Origin of the sequence: Pseudomonas sp. R3-18-08 (assembly GCF_003852065.1) — a bacterium.
Classification (GTDB): Bacteria; Pseudomonadota; Gammaproteobacteria; order Pseudomonadales; family Pseudomonadaceae; genus Aquipseudomonas.
On record NZ_CP027729.1, the window covers coordinates 3,470,228 to 3,486,408 of the forward strand.

The window sequence follows — 16,181 nt, forward strand, 5'->3', positions numbered from 1 at the left end:
GCCGCGTGCTGCCACGCGGCGCGGGATCAGTCGCGCATCTGCCCGGGGGCGATGATTTCACGCGAGCCGTTGGTGTTCATTGCGGTGACGACGCCAGCGTTTTCCATGGCTTCGATCATGCGGGCAGCGCGGTTGTAGCCAATCTTCAGCTTGCGTTGCACCGCAGAAATCGAGGCGCGACGGCTTTCCAGCACGAACGCCACGGCCTCGTCGTACAGCGCGTCGGTTTCGGCGTCATCGTCGCCACCGCCGCTGCCGCCGTCGAAGCCGCTACCGGCCTCTTCAACGCCGGCGAGGATCTCGTCGTTATATTCAGGTGCACCACGCAGTTTCCAGGCTTCCACCACGCGATGCACTTCATCGTCGGACACGAAGGCACCGTGCACACGGATCGGCAAGCTGGTGCCGGGCGGCATGTAGAGCATGTCACCGTGGCCCAGCAGTTGCTCGGCGCCGCCCTGGTCGATGATGGTCCGCGAGTCGATCTTGCTCGACACCTGGAACGCCATGCGCGTAGGGATGTTGGCCTTGATCAGGCCGGTGATCACATCCACCGACGGCCGCTGGGTTGCGAGGATCAAGTGGATCCCGGCCGCACGGGCCTTCTGGGCAATACGCGCGATCAGTTCTTCGACCTTCTTGCCGACGATCATCATCATGTCGGCGAATTCGTCGACCACCACCACGATGGTCGGCAACTTGGTCAACAGCGGCGCTTCGTCGTGAATGTTCTCGCGCTTGTACAGCGGGTCGGTCAGCGGTGTGCCGGCGTCCTGGGCTTCCTTGACCTTGGCATTGAAGCCAGACAGGTTACGCACGCCCATCTTCGCCATCAGCTTGTAGCGACGCTCCATCTCGGCGACGCTCCAGCGCAGGGCGTTGGCGGCGTCCTTCATGTCGGTGACCACCGGGCACAGCAGGTGCGGAATGCCTTCATAGATAGACAATTCCAACATCTTCGGGTCGATCATGATCAGCTTGGCGTCGTCCGGGCCGGATTTGAACAGGATCGATAGGATCATTGCGTTCACGCCCACCGACTTACCGGAACCGGTGGTACCGGCCACCAGCAGGTGCGGCATTTTCGCCAGATCGGTGATCACCGGCTTGCCGCCGATGTCATGGCCGAGGGCCAAGGTGACCGGCGATTTGAAATTGTCATATTCCGGGGTCGACAGCACCTCGGAGAACCGCACGATCTGGCGGTCTTCGTTGGGAATCTCAATGCCCACGGTGGTTTTGCCGGGAATCACTTCCACCACGCGCACGCTGGTCACGGCCAGGGAACGGGCCAGGTCTTTGGCCAGGTTGGAAATACGGCTGACCTTGACGCCCGCAGCCGGCTGGATTTCGTAACGGGTAATCACTGGGCCTGGGTGAATCGAGTCCACCGACACTTCGACCCCGAATTCCTTGAGCTTGATTTCCAGCAGGTGGCCAACGGCCGCCAGGGATTCGGGCGAGTAGTTGAGCTGTTTCTTTTCCGCCGGGTCGAGAATCGAGATCGGCGGCAAGGTGCCTTCGACGGCGCTGTCGATGAACAGCGGGGCCTGCTTTTCTTTCTGCACGCGATGGCTTGGCTCAGGCGCCTTGGGCGGCGCGGGAGCGATCACCGGCGGCACCTGCTTTTCGCGGTCCGACATGTGCTTGCTCAGGGCCTGTTCGCGCTCGATCAGGCGCTCCTTGACCTTGGCCTGCTCGCGGCGGTCCGGCGTGCTGGGGGCCACCACTTCGTTGACGCGGGTGTCCACTTCGCGCAGCTGCGCAACCATTTGCTTGCGCTCGACACGCGCCGCCCACCAGCGGTTGGCGGCCCCCTGGAACAACTCAAACAGATCGAGGGTGATCTTGCCGGTCACGTCCATCACCTTGAACCATGACAGGTCGGTGAACACCGTAAGGCCGAACAGAAACAGCGCGATGAACATCAGGGTGCTGCCCTGGATATTCAGGGTGCGGCGCGCCAGGTCGCCCAGGCTTTCGCCCAGCGCCCCGCCCGCGCCCGCCGGCAGACCGGTGGGCGCGTGGAAATGGATATGCGCCAGGGCGGCGCCGGACAACACCAGAAACACCAGCCCGATCAGGCGCCAGGAGAACAGCCAGCCGCTCCACTGCCACGGCTCATGCCGCTGGCGGAAGATCTGCCAGGTCTTGATCGCCAGCAGCAGCGGGAAGATGTACGCGAAATAACCGAGAATCATGAACAGGATATCGGCGCTGTAGGAACCCACGGGGCCACCGAAATTCTGCACGTCGTCGATTTTGCTGTTATGGCTCCAGCCAGGATCGTCCTTGCCATAGGTGAGCAAGGCCATCATCAGGAACAGGCACAGCGCGCCGATAGCGATCAGCGCACCTTCCTTGAGTCGGTAATGCAGGTGCTGACGCCAGGCCGGCACGACTGCTGCTTTGGGTGTTGCGGCGGATTTCTTCAAAACGGGTCTTTTCCTGCGCCTTTTAGCGCGTCCATCTGTTGAATGACTGCACACGACTGCTCTGTCCCGAGCAGCTGAAAAATGACGAATGTTGCTGAATCTACTTTTAACACTGCCAAACCCATAGGCGAAATGGCGATAACGCCACGATCGCCGCATTGTACGGGTTTGCGTGCGCGATGCCACGCACTTGCCCATCACCCGGCAGCGTGAACCCTCCAGGTGTTGCAGCCTGCTCAATTTGAGCATGCATTGTCTTTGCTGACAAAGGCTTATGCGCTGTATTTAGCAAACCAGACAAGCTTGGCAAAGTGCCTGCACTGGCCAGACCCGATTACGACCGCGCCTTATGCACAGAGTTGCAGAAACACCCTTACACGCTAATCCGCGCCGGAAACCTATTCGGGCTGGCCCCGTGGCGCTGTGTCGACAATAATCACCGCTTGGGGCAGGCCCAACCACCTGCCACTCCCCTCCCCTTCCGTAAGCCTGGATGCCATGCTGACCTGGTTACAACGCGACACCCTCACATTCCCGCCACTGGCCAAGGCCATGCGCGAACCCAACGGCCTGCTTGCCGCCGGCGGCGACCTCTCAGCCGATCGGTTGATCCAGGCCTATCGTCACGGCTGCTTCCCCTGGTTCTCCGAAGGCCAGCCGATTCTCTGGTGGTCGCCGGACCCACGCACAGTGATATTCCCCGACGAGCTGCATGTCTCGCGCAGCCTCGGCAAATTATTGCGCCAACAGCGCTATCGCGTGACCTTCGACCAGGACTTCGCTGCGGTTATTCAAGGCTGTGCGGCGCCACGCGCCTATGCCGATGGCACCTGGATTACGCAAGGCATCCAGAGCGCCTACCTGGAGCTGCATCAGCGTGGCTACGCCCACTCGGTGGAGGTGTGGGACCAGGGGGAACTGGTCGGAGGCCTTTACGGCCTGGCGATGGGCCAATTGTTTTTTGGTGAATCGATGTTCAGCCGCGCCGACAACGCCTCCAAATTCGGCTTCGCCACGCTGACCCGGCAATTGCAGGCCTGGGGCTTTGTGCTGATTGACTGCCAGATGCCCAACGACCACCTGCACAGCCTGGGCGCGCGTGCCATACCGCGCAGTGAGTTCGCGCAGTGGCTGCGCAATCATCTGGACGTGCCCAGCTCTGGGCCGTGGGTTTCTTAGGCGCCATTCGCGTACCTGGCTTACACTTATTTCAAAGCTTATCCCGAGGGTTGATCATGACCGAGCTGGCGCGCTTGAAGTTCTATGCCACTCAAGCCCACTCTTGCAGCTATCTGCCCGACGAGCAGGCCACTACGCTGTTCCTCGATCCCAGCCAACCGATGGACGTGCATGTGTACGCCGACCTGTCGGAGATGGGCTTTCGGCGCAGCGGCGATCACCTGTACCGACCTCACTGCCAAAATTGCAACGCTTGCGTGCCAGCGCGGATTCCGGTGGCGCAATTTGTGCCGGATCGCAACCAGAAACGCATTCTCAAGCGCAACGCCGACCTGACGGTAGATGCGGTTAAACCGCAGTACAGCGAAGAATACTTCGATCTTTATCAACGCTATATCGAACAGCGCCACGCCGACGGCGATATGTTCCCGCCCAGCCGCGATCAATTCTCCACCTTCCTGGTGCGCGACCTGCCTTTTTCGCGCTTCTACGAATTCCGCCTCGACGGACGGCTGGTGGCGGTGGCGGTCACCGACCTGCTGCCCAACGGCCTGTCGGCGGTGTACACCTTCTATGAACCCGCCGAAGAGCGCCGCAGCCTGGGACGCTTTGCCATTCTCTGGCAGATAGGTGAAGCACTGCGCCTGGAACTGGAGGCGGTGTACCTTGGATACTGGATCAAGAACTGCAAAAAGATGAACTACAAGACCCAATATCGGCCCATTGAGCTGCTGATTAATCAAAGATGGGTAACGCTTAACTAGAACCCCTTGGCTTGAACACCCTTTTTCGGGCACAATGCACGCCGCTTTTGCCTGGCGCAGTTGCACCGGGCCATTCACTGGATACCGAGGGCTTTACTGCATGTCGAAAGAAGACAGCTTCGAAATGGAAGGCACTGTCGTCGACACCCTGCCCAACACCATGTTTCGTGTGGAGTTGGAAAATGGGCACGTCGTAACCGCGCATATCTCCGGCAAGATGCGCAAGAACTACATTCGTATTCTTACCGGTGACAAAGTGCGCGTCGAGCTGACGCCCTATGACTTGAGCAAAGGGCGCATCACTTACCGCGCTCGCTAAGCAAGTCAATACAAAACGCCCGGTTCTGCCGGGCGTTTTTGTGTGCGTGGGATTTATTGGCCACCCAAAACCAATGTGGGAGGGGGCTTGCTCCCGATAGCGGTGGTTCAGCCGGTGCATTTGTGACTGATACACCGCTATCGGGAGCAAGCCCCCTCCCACATTGGAACTTCATCGTTTTGGTAATGGCATTCCAGCAAAAAGGCGCCTTTCGGCGCCTTTGTGTTATTGCAGTGAACGATCAGGCCATTTCAGCGGTGGTTTCGAAGTCGAAGGTCAGCTCGCCGTCCTTCAGATCGATGTGCACCACGCCACCATGGTCGGAAAGCTCGCCGAACAGGATCTCTTCGGCCAGCGGCCGCTTGATCTTGTCCTGGATCAGACGCGCCATCGGGCGAGCGCCCATTGCCGCGTCGTAGCCGCCTTCCGCAATCCAGCTGCGCGCTGCCTCCGTCACATCCAGTTGCACGCGCTTGTCTTCCAACTGCGCCTGAAGCTCGGTGAGGAACTTGTCCACCACGCTTTTGATGACCTCATGGCTGAGGCGACCAAATTGGATAATGGTGTCCAGGCGGTTGCGGAACTCCGGCGTGAAGCTCTTCTTGATCACTTCCATCGCATCGGAGGAGTGATCCTGATGCGTAAAGCCGATCGACGCCCGCGCAGCGGTTTCAGCGCCGGCGTTGGTGGTCATGATCACGATCACGTTGCGGAAATCCGCCTTGCGCCCGTTGTTGTCGGTCAGGGTCCCGTGGTCCATCACCTGCAACAGCAGGTTGAAGACTTCCGGATGCGCCTTCTCGATTTCATCGAGCAGCAATACGCAATGCGGCTGCTTGGTGATCGCCTCGGTCAACAGGCCGCCCTGGTCGAAGCCGACATAACCCGGAGGCGCACCGATCAGGCGCGACACGGTGTGACGCTCCATGTATTCGGACATGTCGAAGCGCACCAGCTCGATCCCCATGGCTTTGGCCAATTGGCGCGCCGCCTCGGTTTTGCCGACACCGGTCGGGCCGGCGAACAGGAACGAGCCCACCGGCTTGTCCGGCGACTTGAGGCCCGCGCGCGACAGCTTGATCGCGGTGGACAACGCATCGATGGCCGCGTCCTGGCCAAACACGGTCAGCTTGAGGTCACGTTCCAGGTTACGCAGCAGCTCTTTATCGGAGCTGTTGACGTGTTTAGGCGGAATACGCGCGATCTTCGCCACGATATCCTCGACCTGAGGCACGTCGATGCGCTTCACACGTTTCTCGACCGGCTGCAGACGCTGGTAGGCCCCCGCCTCGTCGATCACATCGATCGCCTTGTCCGGCATGTGCCGGTCATTGATGTAGCGCGACGCCAGCTCAGCCGCCGCACGCAAGGCCTCATCGGTGTACTCGATGCCATGATGCGCTTCAAACCGGCCCTTGAGCCCGCGCAGGATGCCGATGGTGTCTTCAACCGAAGGCTCGGACACGTCGACTTTCTGGAAACGACGCGCCAGGGCACGGTCTTTTTCGAAGATCCCGCGGAATTCCTGGAACGTGGTCGAGCCAATGCAGCGGATATCACCCGACGACAGCAGCGGCTTGAGCAGGTTGGACGCGTCCATCACCCCGCCCGACGCGGCGCCGGCACCAATGATGGTGTGGATTTCGTCGATGAACAGAATCGCCTGCGGGCGTTTTTTCAGCTCGCCGAGCAGCGCCTTGAAGCGCTTCTCGAAATCGCCACGGTACTTGGTCCCGGCGAGCAACGCGCCCAGGTCCAGGGAGTAGACGACGCTGTTGGCCAGCAGGTCCGGCACCTGATTGTCGACGATACGCTTGGCCAGGCCCTCGGCGATCGCGGTTTTCCCCACGCCCGCTTCACCCACCAGCAACGGGTTGTTCTTGCGACGGCGCGCGAGGATCTGCGCTACACGTTCAACCTCGAGCTCACGCCCCACCAGCGGATCGATCCGCCCCTGGCGCGCCAACTCATTGAGATTGCTGGCATAGGCATCCAGCGGGTTGCTTGAAGAAGAAGACTCACCGCCCTCGTCGTCCTGCATATCCTGCTCACCCTCGGAATGATCGCCGTGCCCAGGCACCTTGGAGATACCGTGGGCGATGTAGTTAACGACATCAATACGGGCAACGCTCTGCTGCTTGAGCAGAAATACGGCCTGGCTTTCCTGTTCGCTGAAAATCGCCACCAGCACGTTGGCGCCCGTGACTTCACGCTTACCGGAGCTCTGTACGTGGAATACAGCACGCTGCAATACCCGCTGGAAGCCCAGGGTCGGCTGGGTCTCACGGTCCTCGTCATGCACGGGGATCAGTGGCGTGGTGGAGTCGATAAACTCCTGCAGATCATGCTTGAGTTTGTCGAGGTTGGCGCCGCACGCACGTAGAACGGTGGCGGCAGCTTCGTTATCCAAAAGTGCCAGCAGCAGGTGCTCGACGGTCATGAATTCATGACGCTTCGAACGAGCCTCCTTGAAGGCAAGATTGAGGGTGACTTCGAGCTCGCGGTTTAACATAGCTTCACCTCATACCCAAGTGGTCGGCGTTAACCGTCCTTCTCGATTTCACAGAGTAGCGGATGCTGGCTTTCCCTGGCGTACTGGTTGACCTGCATGGCCTTTGTCTCGGCGATGTCGCGGGTAAACACTCCACATACTGCCCGTCCTTCTGTGTGAACGGCCAGCATTACCTTGGTCGCCAACTCGCGGTTCAGGTTAAAAAACACCTCGAGCACTTCGACCACGAAATCCATCGGTGTGTAGTCATCATTGAACAAAACCACCTTGTACATCGGCGGCGCCTGTAAAGCAGGCTTGGCCTCCTGAACAGCAATGCCTGCAGAACCGTCGTCGTCATGTTCCTGATCCGGGCGATCCTGATTGAATGTTAGTCGAATCTGGCTATTTGCATGCATGGAAAGAAAGGTTCGTCAGTGGTTCAAATACAGTGGTGGGGGCGAGCTGTCAGATTTTCAACTCTGACCCCTCGGTCGCCTTGACTATCGGCAAATCGGTGTTACAACCAATAGAGCCCACAGTGGGTAAAAAAGGTCCGCGCAGTCAACCTTATTTATTCGGGTTAGGACGGATAGACAGGATGATACTCCAGTGATGGAGTCTGGTGCAGAGGGATAAGGGAATGGCTAGTGGTAAGGTCAAGTGGTTTAACAATGCCAAGGGTTACGGTTTCATTAACGAAGACGGCAAGACTGGCGACCTTTTTGCGCATTACTCAGCAATCAAGATGGATGGCTACAGGACGCTGAAGGCGGGCCAGCTGGTTTCCTTTGAGATTATCCAGGGACCCAAAGGCTTGCATGCAGTGGGTATCGAGGACGTGAAGGCCGATAAAGCGGCAGAGCAAAGCTCCAGCAGCGACAGCTCAGCCAGCGCACATGCATCTTCAACGCAAACTGCGTAGATCCTGCGCCGGAACCGAACCAAAACGGGCCATCCTGAAATTGGCAGGGTGGCCCGTTTTGTGTGACTGCTTACATATGCTTGATCAGCGCATCACCAAAGCCCGACGACGACACAAGCGTAGCGCCCTCCATCAGGCGCTCGAAATCATACGTCACAGTCTTCGCCGAAATCGCGCCGTTGGTGCCCTTGATGATCAAATCGGCCGCCTCTACCCAGCCCATGTGCCGCAGCATCATTTCCGCCGAAAGAATCAATGAGCCCGGGTTGACCTGATCCTTGCCCGCGTACTTCGGTGCCGTGCCGTGGGTGGCTTCGAACATGGCCACGGTGTCGGACAGGTTGGCACCCGGCGCAATACCGATGCCGCCCACTTCCGCCGCCAGGGCGTCAGACAGGTAGTCGCCGTTCAGGTTAAGCGTCGCAATCACGTCATATTCAGCCGGGCGCAGCAGGATCTGCTGGAGCATGGCATCGGCAATCGCATCCTTGACCACCACGTTCTTGCCGGTCTTCGGGTTCTTGAACTGCATCCACGGCCCGCCATCGAGCAGGGTCGCGCCGAACTCCTCGGCCGCCACTTCGTAAGCCCATTCCTTGAAGGCACCTTCGGTGAACTTCATGATGTTGCCTTTGTGGACGATGGTCAGCGAATCGCGGTCGTTATCCACCACATATTGCAGGGCCTTGCGCGCCAGGCGCTTGGTGCCTTCCAGCGATACCGGCTTGATACCAATGCCGCAATCCTGGTCGAAGCGGATCTTGGTGACGCCCATTTCCTCCTTGAGGAACTTGATCACCTTGATCGCCTCAGGCGAACCGGCCTTCCACTCGATGCCGGCGTAAATATCCTCGGAGTTCTCACGGAAGATGGTCATGTCCACATCCCCCGGCTTCTTGACCGGGCTGGGCACGCCTTCGAACCAGCGCACCGGGCGCAGGCATACATAGAGGTCGAGTTGCTGGCGCAGGGCCACGTTCAGCGAACGGATGCCGCCGCCGACCGGGGTGGTCAGCGGGCCCTTGATGGACACCACGTAATCCTTGACCGCATCCAGGGTTTCCTGAGGCAGCCAGGTGTCCTGGTCGTAGACTTGGGTGGCCTTCTCGCCGGCGTACACCTCCATCCACGAGATTTTGCGCTTGCCGCCGTAGGCCTTTTCAACAGCTGCGTCGACCACCTTGATCATCACCGGGCTGATGTCGACGCCAATACCGTCACCTTCGATATAGGGGATGATCGGTTGGTCAGGAACATTGAGAGAATGGTCTGCATTGACGGTGATTTTGTCGCCGACTGCCGGAACCTGAATCTTCTTGTATCCCATGCTGAACTCCATCTATGGATTGAACATCTGGCTGCGTTCGAGCCTACTCCAGATAAATGGCGACTGAAACCTTGCGCCATGCTCATTTGCATCGAAAACAGCATAAATTGTCGCCTACAAGCCTGAAAGCAAAGGCAAAATCGCCAATCTTGAGCATTCCGTGCGACTTTAGCCGCACAGGCGCTGCCTGCGACCTTTAGACCAATGGACGACCCACCTTTTGTATGAAGGCTCAGCGTAAGCATAGCGACCTATGTATAATGCCGCCGCTGACCAAAGAGTCACGACGGTTGACCGCTCTAGACAGTAGCCTTCAGCCAGAAAGCAGGACTATTACAATAGTCCAAACGCTTGACGCTCGACTGATGCAACCCAACATCACCGCGAAGAAACCTCGACATTTCGCTCATGGATGACTTTGAACGAACGCGCTCCACCCGGCGCATCTCGAGTTTCTGCGCACGCTTTCAGCAAAGAAGAGAGTTAATCCGAATATGCCCACCCGCTCGAAGATCATCTACACCTTCACCGACGAAGCCCCAGCCCTCGCCACCTATTCACTGCTGCCTATCGTAGAGGCCTTCACCGCTTCCGCTGATATTGCCGTGGAAACCCGCGACATTTCCCTCGCCGGGCGCATCCTCGCAAGCTTCCCCGAGCAACTGGGCGACAAGGCTATCCCGGACCACCTCGCCGAACTGGGCGACCTGGCCGTTACGCCTGAAGCCAACATCATCAAGCTGCCTAACATCAGCGCCTCGACCCCGCAGCTGCAAGCCGCGATCAAGGAACTGCAGGCCCAGGGCTACGCCCTGCCGGACTACCCGGAAACCGTAACCACCGACGCGGAAAAAGAAACCCGTGCCCGTTACGACAAGGTCAAGGGCAGCGCCGTGAACCCGGTCCTGCGCGAAGGCAACTCCGACCGCCGCGCACCGCTGTCGGTCAAGAACTACGCACGCAAGCATCCCCACAAGATGGGCGCCTGGTCTGCCGACTCCAAATCGCACATTGCCCACATGAGCAATGGCGACTTCTACGGCAGCGAAAAAGCCGTACAGATCGAAACCGCTGACGCTGTCAAAATCGAGCTGATCGCTCAAGACGGCACCGCCACCGTCCTGAAAGAAAAGACCTCGGTACAGGCTGGCGAGATCATCGACACCGCCGTACTGAGCAAGAAAGCCCTGCGCGCGTTCATCGCCGCCGAGATAGAAGACGCCAAGAAACAAGGTGTGCTGCTGTCGGTTCACTTGAAAGCGACCATGATGAAGGTCTCCGACCCGATCATGTTCGGCCAGATCGTTGCCGAGTTCTATAAAGACGCCCTGGCCAAGCACGCGACCGTGCTGGAACAGATCGGCTTCAACCTGAACAACGGCATCGGCGACCTGTACGCCCGCATCAAGGCCCTGCCTGCCGAGCAACAGGCGCAGATCGAAGCGGACATCCAGGCGGTCTATGCCGCTCGCCCTTCGCTGGCGATGGTCAACTCCGACAAAGGCATCACCAACCTGCACGTGCCGAGCGACGTGATCGTCGACGCCTCGATGCCAGCCATGATCCGTGACTCCGGCAAGATGTGGGGCACCGACGGCCAACTGCACGACACCAAGGCCGTGATCCCGGATCGCTGCTACGCCACCATCTACCAGGCGGTGATCGAAGACTGCAAGGCCAATGGCGCCTTCGATCCCACCACCATGGGCAGCGTGCCAAACGTTGGCCTGATGGCGAAGAAAGCCGAAGAGTACGGCTCCCACGACAAGACCTTCCAGATCAAGGCTGACGGCGTAGTCCGCGTCACCGACAGCAAGGGCAACCTGCTGATGGAACAGAACGTCGAAGCCGGCGATATCTTCCGCATGTGCCAGACCAAAGACGCGCCGATCCAGGACTGGGTCAAGCTCGCCGTCAACCGCGCACGCGCCAGCAACACCCCGGCCATTTTCTGGCTGGACCCGCAGCGCGCTCACGATGGCGTGGTGGTCGAGAAAGTTCAGGCTTACCTCAAAGACCACAACACCGAAGGCCTGGACATCCGCATCATGGCCCCGGTCGACGCGATGAAGTTCACCCTGGAACGCACCCGCAAGGGCCTGGACACCATCTCGGTGACCGGTAACGTACTGCGCGACTATCTGACCGACCTTTTCCCGATCATGGAGCTGGGCACCAGCGCCAAGATGCTGTCGATCGTGCCGCTGATGAACGGCGGCGGCCTGTTCGAAACCGGCGCCGGCGGTTCGGCACCGAAACACGTGCAGCAGCTGCTGGAAGAAAACTTCCTGCGCTGGGATTCCCTGGGCGAGTTCCTGGCCCTGGCCGCGTCCCTCGAGCACCTGGGCGTGACGTACAACAATCCGAAAGCCCTGGTCCTGTCCAAGACCCTGGACCAGGCCACCGGCCAGTTCCTCGACAACAACAAGTCGCCATCGCGCAAAGTCGGCAACATCGACAACCGCGGCAGCCACTTCTACCTGGCGCTGTACTGGGCCCAGGCCCTGGCCGCCCAGACCGAAGACACGGCACTGCAAGCGCAGTTCGGCGAACTGGCCAAGACCCTGGCCGCGAACGAAGCAACCATCGTTGCCGAGCTCAACGCCGTACAGGGCAAGCCAGTGGATATCGGCGGCTACTACGCACCGAACCCGGAGCTGACCAGCAAGGCCATGCGTCCAAGCAACACGCTGAATGCGGCGATTGCCAAGTTGAAGTAAGGTTGTAAGGATGCAAAGAAGCCCCGGCCCTGCGCCGGGGTTTCTGTTTCCAGCGTTCAACTGACGAAACCGAATCCAAATGTGGGAGGGGGCTTGCTCCCGATAGCAGTGTGTCAGCCAGTACATTGGGGCTGACACGCCGCTATCGGGAGCAAGCCCCCTCCCACACTGACCGCAATTCTGCTTGAAGAGCGCGTTGTATCCTGAATCCAGAGGCATCCCATGACCTGGCTCCCCCACATCACCGTCGCCACGATCGTTGAAGACAATGGCCGTTTCCTGATGGTCGAGGAACTCAAGGGCGGTCGCGCCGTGCTCAATCAGCCGGCCGGCCACCTGGACCCGAACGAAACCCTGACCGAAGCCGCGGTGCGCGAAACCCTCGAGGAGACCGGCTGGGACGTCGAAGCCACCGGCATCGTCGGCATCTACCTGTACACAGCCCCGAGCAATGGAGTGACCTATCAACGGGTCTGCTTTATCGCCAAGGCCCTGAAACACCACCCGGAGTACCAACTCGACGAAGGCATCCTGCGCGCCCGCTGGCTGACCCGTGACGAACTGATGGAACTGCGCGACGACTGGCGCAGCGAGCTGATCATCCGCTGTATCGATGATTATCTGGCCGGCCAGCGTCACAGCCTGGAATTGATCCGCCCTTCTCTTTAGCCTTGCGGGCCCAGGCCTGCTAGAATCGCGTCCTTTTTCAAGACACCCGTTGAAACCCTATGCGTGATCCAGCCCCTTCTGACACACAAAAGAAGCGCGTCATCGTCGGCATGTCCGGCGGCGTGGATTCTTCCGTTTCCGCCGTTCTGCTCATGGAGCAGGGTTATGAGGTGGAAGGCCTGTTCATGAAGAACTGGGAAGAAGACGATGGAACGGAATACTGCACCGCCATGGACGACCTCGCGGACGCCCAGGCCGTGTGCGACAAGATCGGTATCAAGCTGCACACCGCCAACTTCGCCGCCGAGTACTGGGACAATGTGTTCGAGCACTTCCTCGCCGAATACAAGGCCGGGCGCACGCCGAACCCGGACATCCTGTGTAACCGTGAAATCAAGTTCAAGGCGTTCCTCGACTACGCCATGATGCTCGGCGCCGATCTGATTGCCACCGGCCACTACGTGCGCCGCCGCGATATCGATGGCCGTACCGAACTGCTCAAGGGCCTGGACCCGAACAAGGACCAGAGCTACTTCCTGCACGCCGTGGGCGGTGAACAGATCGCCAAGACCCTGTTCCCGGTGGGCGAGCTGGAAAAGCCCGAAGTGCGCAGGATCGCCGAGCAACACGGCCTGGCCACCGCCAAGAAGAAGGATTCCACCGGAATCTGCTTTATCGGCGAACGCCGCTTCAGCGACTTCCTCAAGCAATACCTGCCGGCACAACCGGGCGAGATCAAGACCACCGATGGTGAAGTGATCGGCCGCCACCACGGCCTGATGTACCACACCATTGGTCAGCGCCAGGGCCTGGGCATCGGCGGCTTGAAAGATGCCGGCGAAGAGCCGTGGTACGTGCTGGTCAAGGACCTGGAAAACAACGTGCTGATCGTCGGCCAAGGCAATGAGCACCCCTTGCTGTTCTCCGGCGCCCTGCTCGCTTCAGACATCTATTGGGTCAACCCGATCGACCTGAGCACCCCGCGCCGCCTGACCGCCAAAGTGCGCTATCGCCAGAGCGACCAGCCCTGCACCCTGGAAAAAACCGCTACCGGCTACCGGGCCACCTTCGATGACCCGCAGCGCGCAGTTACCCCAGGCCAATCCGTGGTGTTCTATGACGGCGAAGTCTGCCTGGGCGGCGGCGTGATTGAAGTTGCGCAAGCCTGGAGCAACCCGGCATGAGCCCGACCCAGGAGCAATTGACCGCGCTGGGCGGGGTTTTCCTTGCGGCGGTGCTGGTGGACAAGATCGCCAAGACCGGCCAGGTCACCGAGGCGGGCTTGACCTGCATGCTCGGCAGCCTGCTGATCCGCGACCCCAAGGACACCCTGGAAGTCTACGGTGGCGACGACCTGGCGCTGCGTGAAGGTTACCGCGCCCTGATCGGCGCCCTGGAACGCGACCCCAGCACCCTGCAGCGCGAACCCTTGCGCTACGCCCTGTCGATGCTCGGCCTGGAGCGTCAATTGGCCAAGCGCGACGACCTGCTGGAAACCATTGGCAAGCGCCTGCCGCAGATCCAGTCCCAGGTGGAGCACTTCGGCCCGGCTCACGAGAACGTGATCGCCGCCTGTGGCGCGCTGTACCAGGACACCTTGAGCACCTTGCGCCAGCGCATCCAGGTGCACGGCGACATGCGCAACCTGCAGCAACCGAACAACGCCTCGAAAATCCGCGCCCTGCTTCTGGCGGGTATTCGTTCGGCGCGGTTGTGGCGCCAGTTGGGTGGCCATCGCTGGCAACTGGTGATCAGCCGACGCAAATTGCTCAAAGAGCTTTACCCGTTGATGCGCAACGAATAAGTCGCACCAGCAGACTTTTTTCAAGCTGTTACGCGTAATACGCCGGTCAGTTGGCGACGGACCGGCGAATGTTTTCATGTATGATACGCGCCCCATTTCGTTGCCCGACTGTCCGAGAACACCCCATGCAGCTTTCTTCGCTCACTGCGGTTTCCCCTGTTGACGGCCGCTACGCCGGCAAAACCCAGGCCCTGCGCCCTATTTTCAGCGAGTACGGCCTGATCCGTGCCCGTGTCCTGGTTGAAGTGCGCTGGCTCCAGCGCCTGGCCGCTCACCCCGCCATCAGCGAAGTGCCGGCGTTTTCCGCCGAGGCCAACGCTGTCTTGAACACCCTGGCGGAAAACTTCTCCCTGGAGCACGCCGAGCGTGTGAAAGAGATCGAGCGCACCACCAACCACGACGTCAAAGCCATCGAGTACCTGCTCAAGGAGCAGGCGGCCAAGCTGCCGGAACTGGCCCAGGTCAGCGAGTTCATCCACTTTGCCTGCACCAGCGAGGACATCAACAACCTGTCCCACGCGCTGATGCTGCGCGAAGGCCGTGATGAGGTGATGCTGCCGCTGATGCGCCAGACCGCCGAGGCCATCCGCGAGCTGGCGATCCGTTTCGCCGCCGTGCCGATGCTCTCGCGCACCCACGGCCAGCCGGCCTCGCCGACCACCCTGGGCAAAGAACTGGCCAACGTGGTGTACCGCCTGGAGCGCCAGATCGCTCAAGTCGCCGCCGTGCCATTACTGGGCAAGATCAACGGTGCCGTGGGCAACTACAACGCCCACCTGTCGGCCTACCCCGAGATCGACTGGGAAGCCAACGCCCGCGCCTTCATCGAAGACGAGCTGGGCCTGGGCTTCAACCCCTACACCACGCAGATCGAACCCCACGACTACATTGCCGAGCTGTTCGACGCAATCGCGCGCTTCAACACCATCCTGATCGACTTCGATCGCGATATCTGGGGCTACATCTCCCTGGGCTACTTCAAGCAGCGCACCATTGCCGGTGAAATCGGTTCGTCGACCATGCCGCACAAGGTCAACCCGATCGACTTCGAAAATTCCGAAGGCAACCTGGGCATCGCCAACGCCCTGTTCCAGCACCTGGCCAGCAAGCTGCCGATCTCGCGCTGGCAGCGCGACCTGACCGACTCCACCGTACTGCGCAACCTCGGCGTGGGCTTTGCTCACAGCGTGATCGCGTACGAAGCCAGCCTCAAAGGCATCAGCAAGCTGGAACTCAACGAGCAGAAAATCGCCGCTGACCTGGATGCCTGCTGGGAAGTGCTGGCCGAGCCGATCCAGACCGTGATGCGCCGCTACAACATCGAAAACCCCTACGAGAAGCTCAAAGAGTTGACGCGCGGCAAGGGGATCACCTCCGATGCGCTGCAAACTTTCATCGATGGACTGGACATGCCAGCCGCTGCCAAGGCCGAGCTGAAATTGCTCACCCCGGCCAACTACATCGGTAACGCTGTAGAGCAAGCCAAGCGCATCTGACCGTCGCACGACCCTTTGAGACGCCCGGCCGCGCCGGGCGTTTTTATTCCTG

At 60.0% G+C, this 16,181-nt stretch carries 13 protein-coding genes; 9 read left to right on the forward strand and 4 right to left on the reverse strand.

Annotated elements, in window-relative coordinates; genetic code table 11:
* Positions 1-26 precede the first annotated feature (26 nt).
* Positions 27-2,435: a DNA translocase FtsK gene (locus C4J92_RS15870; RefSeq protein WP_124363284.1), complete on the reverse strand. Its 2,409-nt coding sequence runs from the start codon at positions 2,433-2,435 to the stop codon at positions 27-29.
* A 498-nt stretch (positions 2,436-2,933) separates the two neighbouring features.
* Here C4J92_RS15870 and aat point away from each other — a divergent pair, with 498 nt between their 5' ends.
* From aat to infA, 3 genes are all read left to right on the forward strand, one after another.
* Positions 2,934-3,614 (forward strand): leucyl/phenylalanyl-tRNA--protein transferase, encoded by a 681-nt coding sequence (gene aat, locus C4J92_RS15875; protein WP_124404541.1) that lies wholly within the window; start codon positions 2,934-2,936, stop codon positions 3,612-3,614.
* A 56-nt stretch (positions 3,615-3,670) separates the two neighbouring features.
* Positions 3,671-4,378, forward strand: a complete 708-nt coding sequence (locus tag C4J92_RS15880) for an arginyltransferase (RefSeq protein ID WP_124404542.1) — start codon at positions 3,671-3,673, stop codon at positions 4,376-4,378.
* A 100-nt stretch (positions 4,379-4,478) separates the two neighbouring features.
* Positions 4,479-4,697 (forward strand): translation initiation factor IF-1, encoded by a 219-nt coding sequence (infA, locus tag C4J92_RS15885; protein WP_002553999.1) that lies wholly within the window; start codon positions 4,479-4,481, stop codon positions 4,695-4,697.
* Positions 4,698-4,938: 241 nt separating this feature from the next.
* Here infA and clpA read toward each other — a convergent pair whose 3' ends face one another.
* Positions 4,939-7,209, reverse strand: coding sequence for an ATP-dependent Clp protease ATP-binding subunit ClpA (gene clpA, locus C4J92_RS15890; protein ID WP_124367408.1), 2,271 nt, complete (start codon positions 7,207-7,209; stop codon positions 4,939-4,941).
* Positions 7,210-7,238: 29 nt separating this feature from the next.
* Positions 7,239-7,607 carry an ATP-dependent Clp protease adapter ClpS gene (gene clpS, locus C4J92_RS15895; RefSeq protein WP_005789091.1) on the reverse strand — a complete coding sequence of 123 codons (369 nt, stop codon included), beginning with the start codon at positions 7,605-7,607 and terminating at the stop codon, positions 7,239-7,241.
* Between the two features lie 224 nt (positions 7,608-7,831).
* Between clpS and cspD the strand changes: the two genes are divergently transcribed.
* A complete protein-coding gene (gene cspD / locus C4J92_RS15900) occupies positions 7,832-8,113 on the forward strand; it encodes a cold shock domain-containing protein CspD (RefSeq protein ID WP_124404543.1) in 282 nt (93 codons plus the stop codon).
* 70 nt (positions 8,114-8,183) lie between these two features.
* Here the strand turns inward: cspD and icd are convergent, their stop codons facing one another.
* On the reverse strand, positions 8,184-9,440 hold the full coding sequence (gene icd / locus C4J92_RS15905; protein ID WP_124363290.1) for an NADP-dependent isocitrate dehydrogenase: 1,257 nt from the start codon (positions 9,438-9,440) through the stop codon (positions 8,184-8,186).
* A 494-nt stretch (positions 9,441-9,934) separates the two neighbouring features.
* Between icd and C4J92_RS15910 the strand changes: the two genes are divergently transcribed.
* The 5 genes from C4J92_RS15910 to purB all read left to right on the forward strand — a co-directional run bounded on the left by C4J92_RS15910 (position 9,935) and on the right by purB (position 16,129).
* Positions 9,935-12,160, forward strand: a complete 2,226-nt coding sequence (locus C4J92_RS15910; protein ID WP_124371065.1) for an NADP-dependent isocitrate dehydrogenase — start codon at positions 9,935-9,937, stop codon at positions 12,158-12,160.
* A 222-nt stretch (positions 12,161-12,382) separates the two neighbouring features.
* Complete coding sequence (locus tag C4J92_RS15915) at positions 12,383-12,829, forward strand: NUDIX hydrolase (protein WP_124363292.1); 447 nt, start codon at positions 12,383-12,385, stop codon at positions 12,827-12,829.
* Positions 12,830-12,888: 59 nt separating this feature from the next.
* A complete protein-coding gene (gene mnmA, locus C4J92_RS15920) occupies positions 12,889-14,013 on the forward strand; it encodes a tRNA 2-thiouridine(34) synthase MnmA (protein ID WP_124404544.1) in 1,125 nt (374 codons plus the stop codon).
* Complete coding sequence (gene hflD / locus C4J92_RS15925) at positions 14,010-14,633, forward strand: high frequency lysogenization protein HflD (RefSeq protein ID WP_017137510.1); 624 nt, start codon at positions 14,010-14,012, stop codon at positions 14,631-14,633. Before mnmA ends, hflD begins: the two co-directional genes overlap by 4 nt.
* 125 nt (positions 14,634-14,758) lie before the next feature.
* On the forward strand, positions 14,759-16,129 hold the full coding sequence (gene purB, locus C4J92_RS15930) for an adenylosuccinate lyase (protein ID WP_124363294.1): 1,371 nt from the start codon (positions 14,759-14,761) through the stop codon (positions 16,127-16,129).
* The last annotated feature ends 52 nt before the right edge of the window (positions 16,130-16,181 follow it).

Coding starts and splice junctions, on each gene's coding strand:
- aat (WP_124404541.1), top strand. CDS start 2,934: ATGCTGACCTGGTTACAACGCGACACCCTCACATTCCCGCCACTGGCC.
- C4J92_RS15880 (WP_124404542.1), top strand. CDS start 3,671: ATGACCGAGCTGGCGCGCTTGAAGTTCTATGCCACTCAAGCCCACTCT.
- infA (WP_002553999.1), top strand. CDS start 4,479: ATGTCGAAAGAAGACAGCTTCGAAATGGAAGGCACTGTCGTCGACACC.
- clpA (WP_124367408.1), bottom strand. CDS start 7,209: ATGTTAAACCGCGAGCTCGAAGTCACCCTCAATCTTGCCTTCAAGGAG.
- clpS (WP_005789091.1), bottom strand. CDS start 7,607: ATGCATGCAAATAGCCAGATTCGACTAACATTCAATCAGGATCGCCCG.
- cspD (WP_124404543.1), top strand. CDS start 7,832: ATGGCTAGTGGTAAGGTCAAGTGGTTTAACAATGCCAAGGGTTACGGT.
- icd (WP_124363290.1), bottom strand. CDS start 9,440: ATGGGATACAAGAAGATTCAGGTTCCGGCAGTCGGCGACAAAATCACC.
- C4J92_RS15910 (WP_124371065.1), top strand. CDS start 9,935: ATGCCCACCCGCTCGAAGATCATCTACACCTTCACCGACGAAGCCCCA.
- C4J92_RS15915 (WP_124363292.1), top strand. CDS start 12,383: ATGACCTGGCTCCCCCACATCACCGTCGCCACGATCGTTGAAGACAAT.
- mnmA (WP_124404544.1), top strand. CDS start 12,889: ATGCGTGATCCAGCCCCTTCTGACACACAAAAGAAGCGCGTCATCGTC.
- hflD (WP_017137510.1), top strand. CDS start 14,010: ATGAGCCCGACCCAGGAGCAATTGACCGCGCTGGGCGGGGTTTTCCTT.
- purB (WP_124363294.1), top strand. CDS start 14,759: ATGCAGCTTTCTTCGCTCACTGCGGTTTCCCCTGTTGACGGCCGCTAC.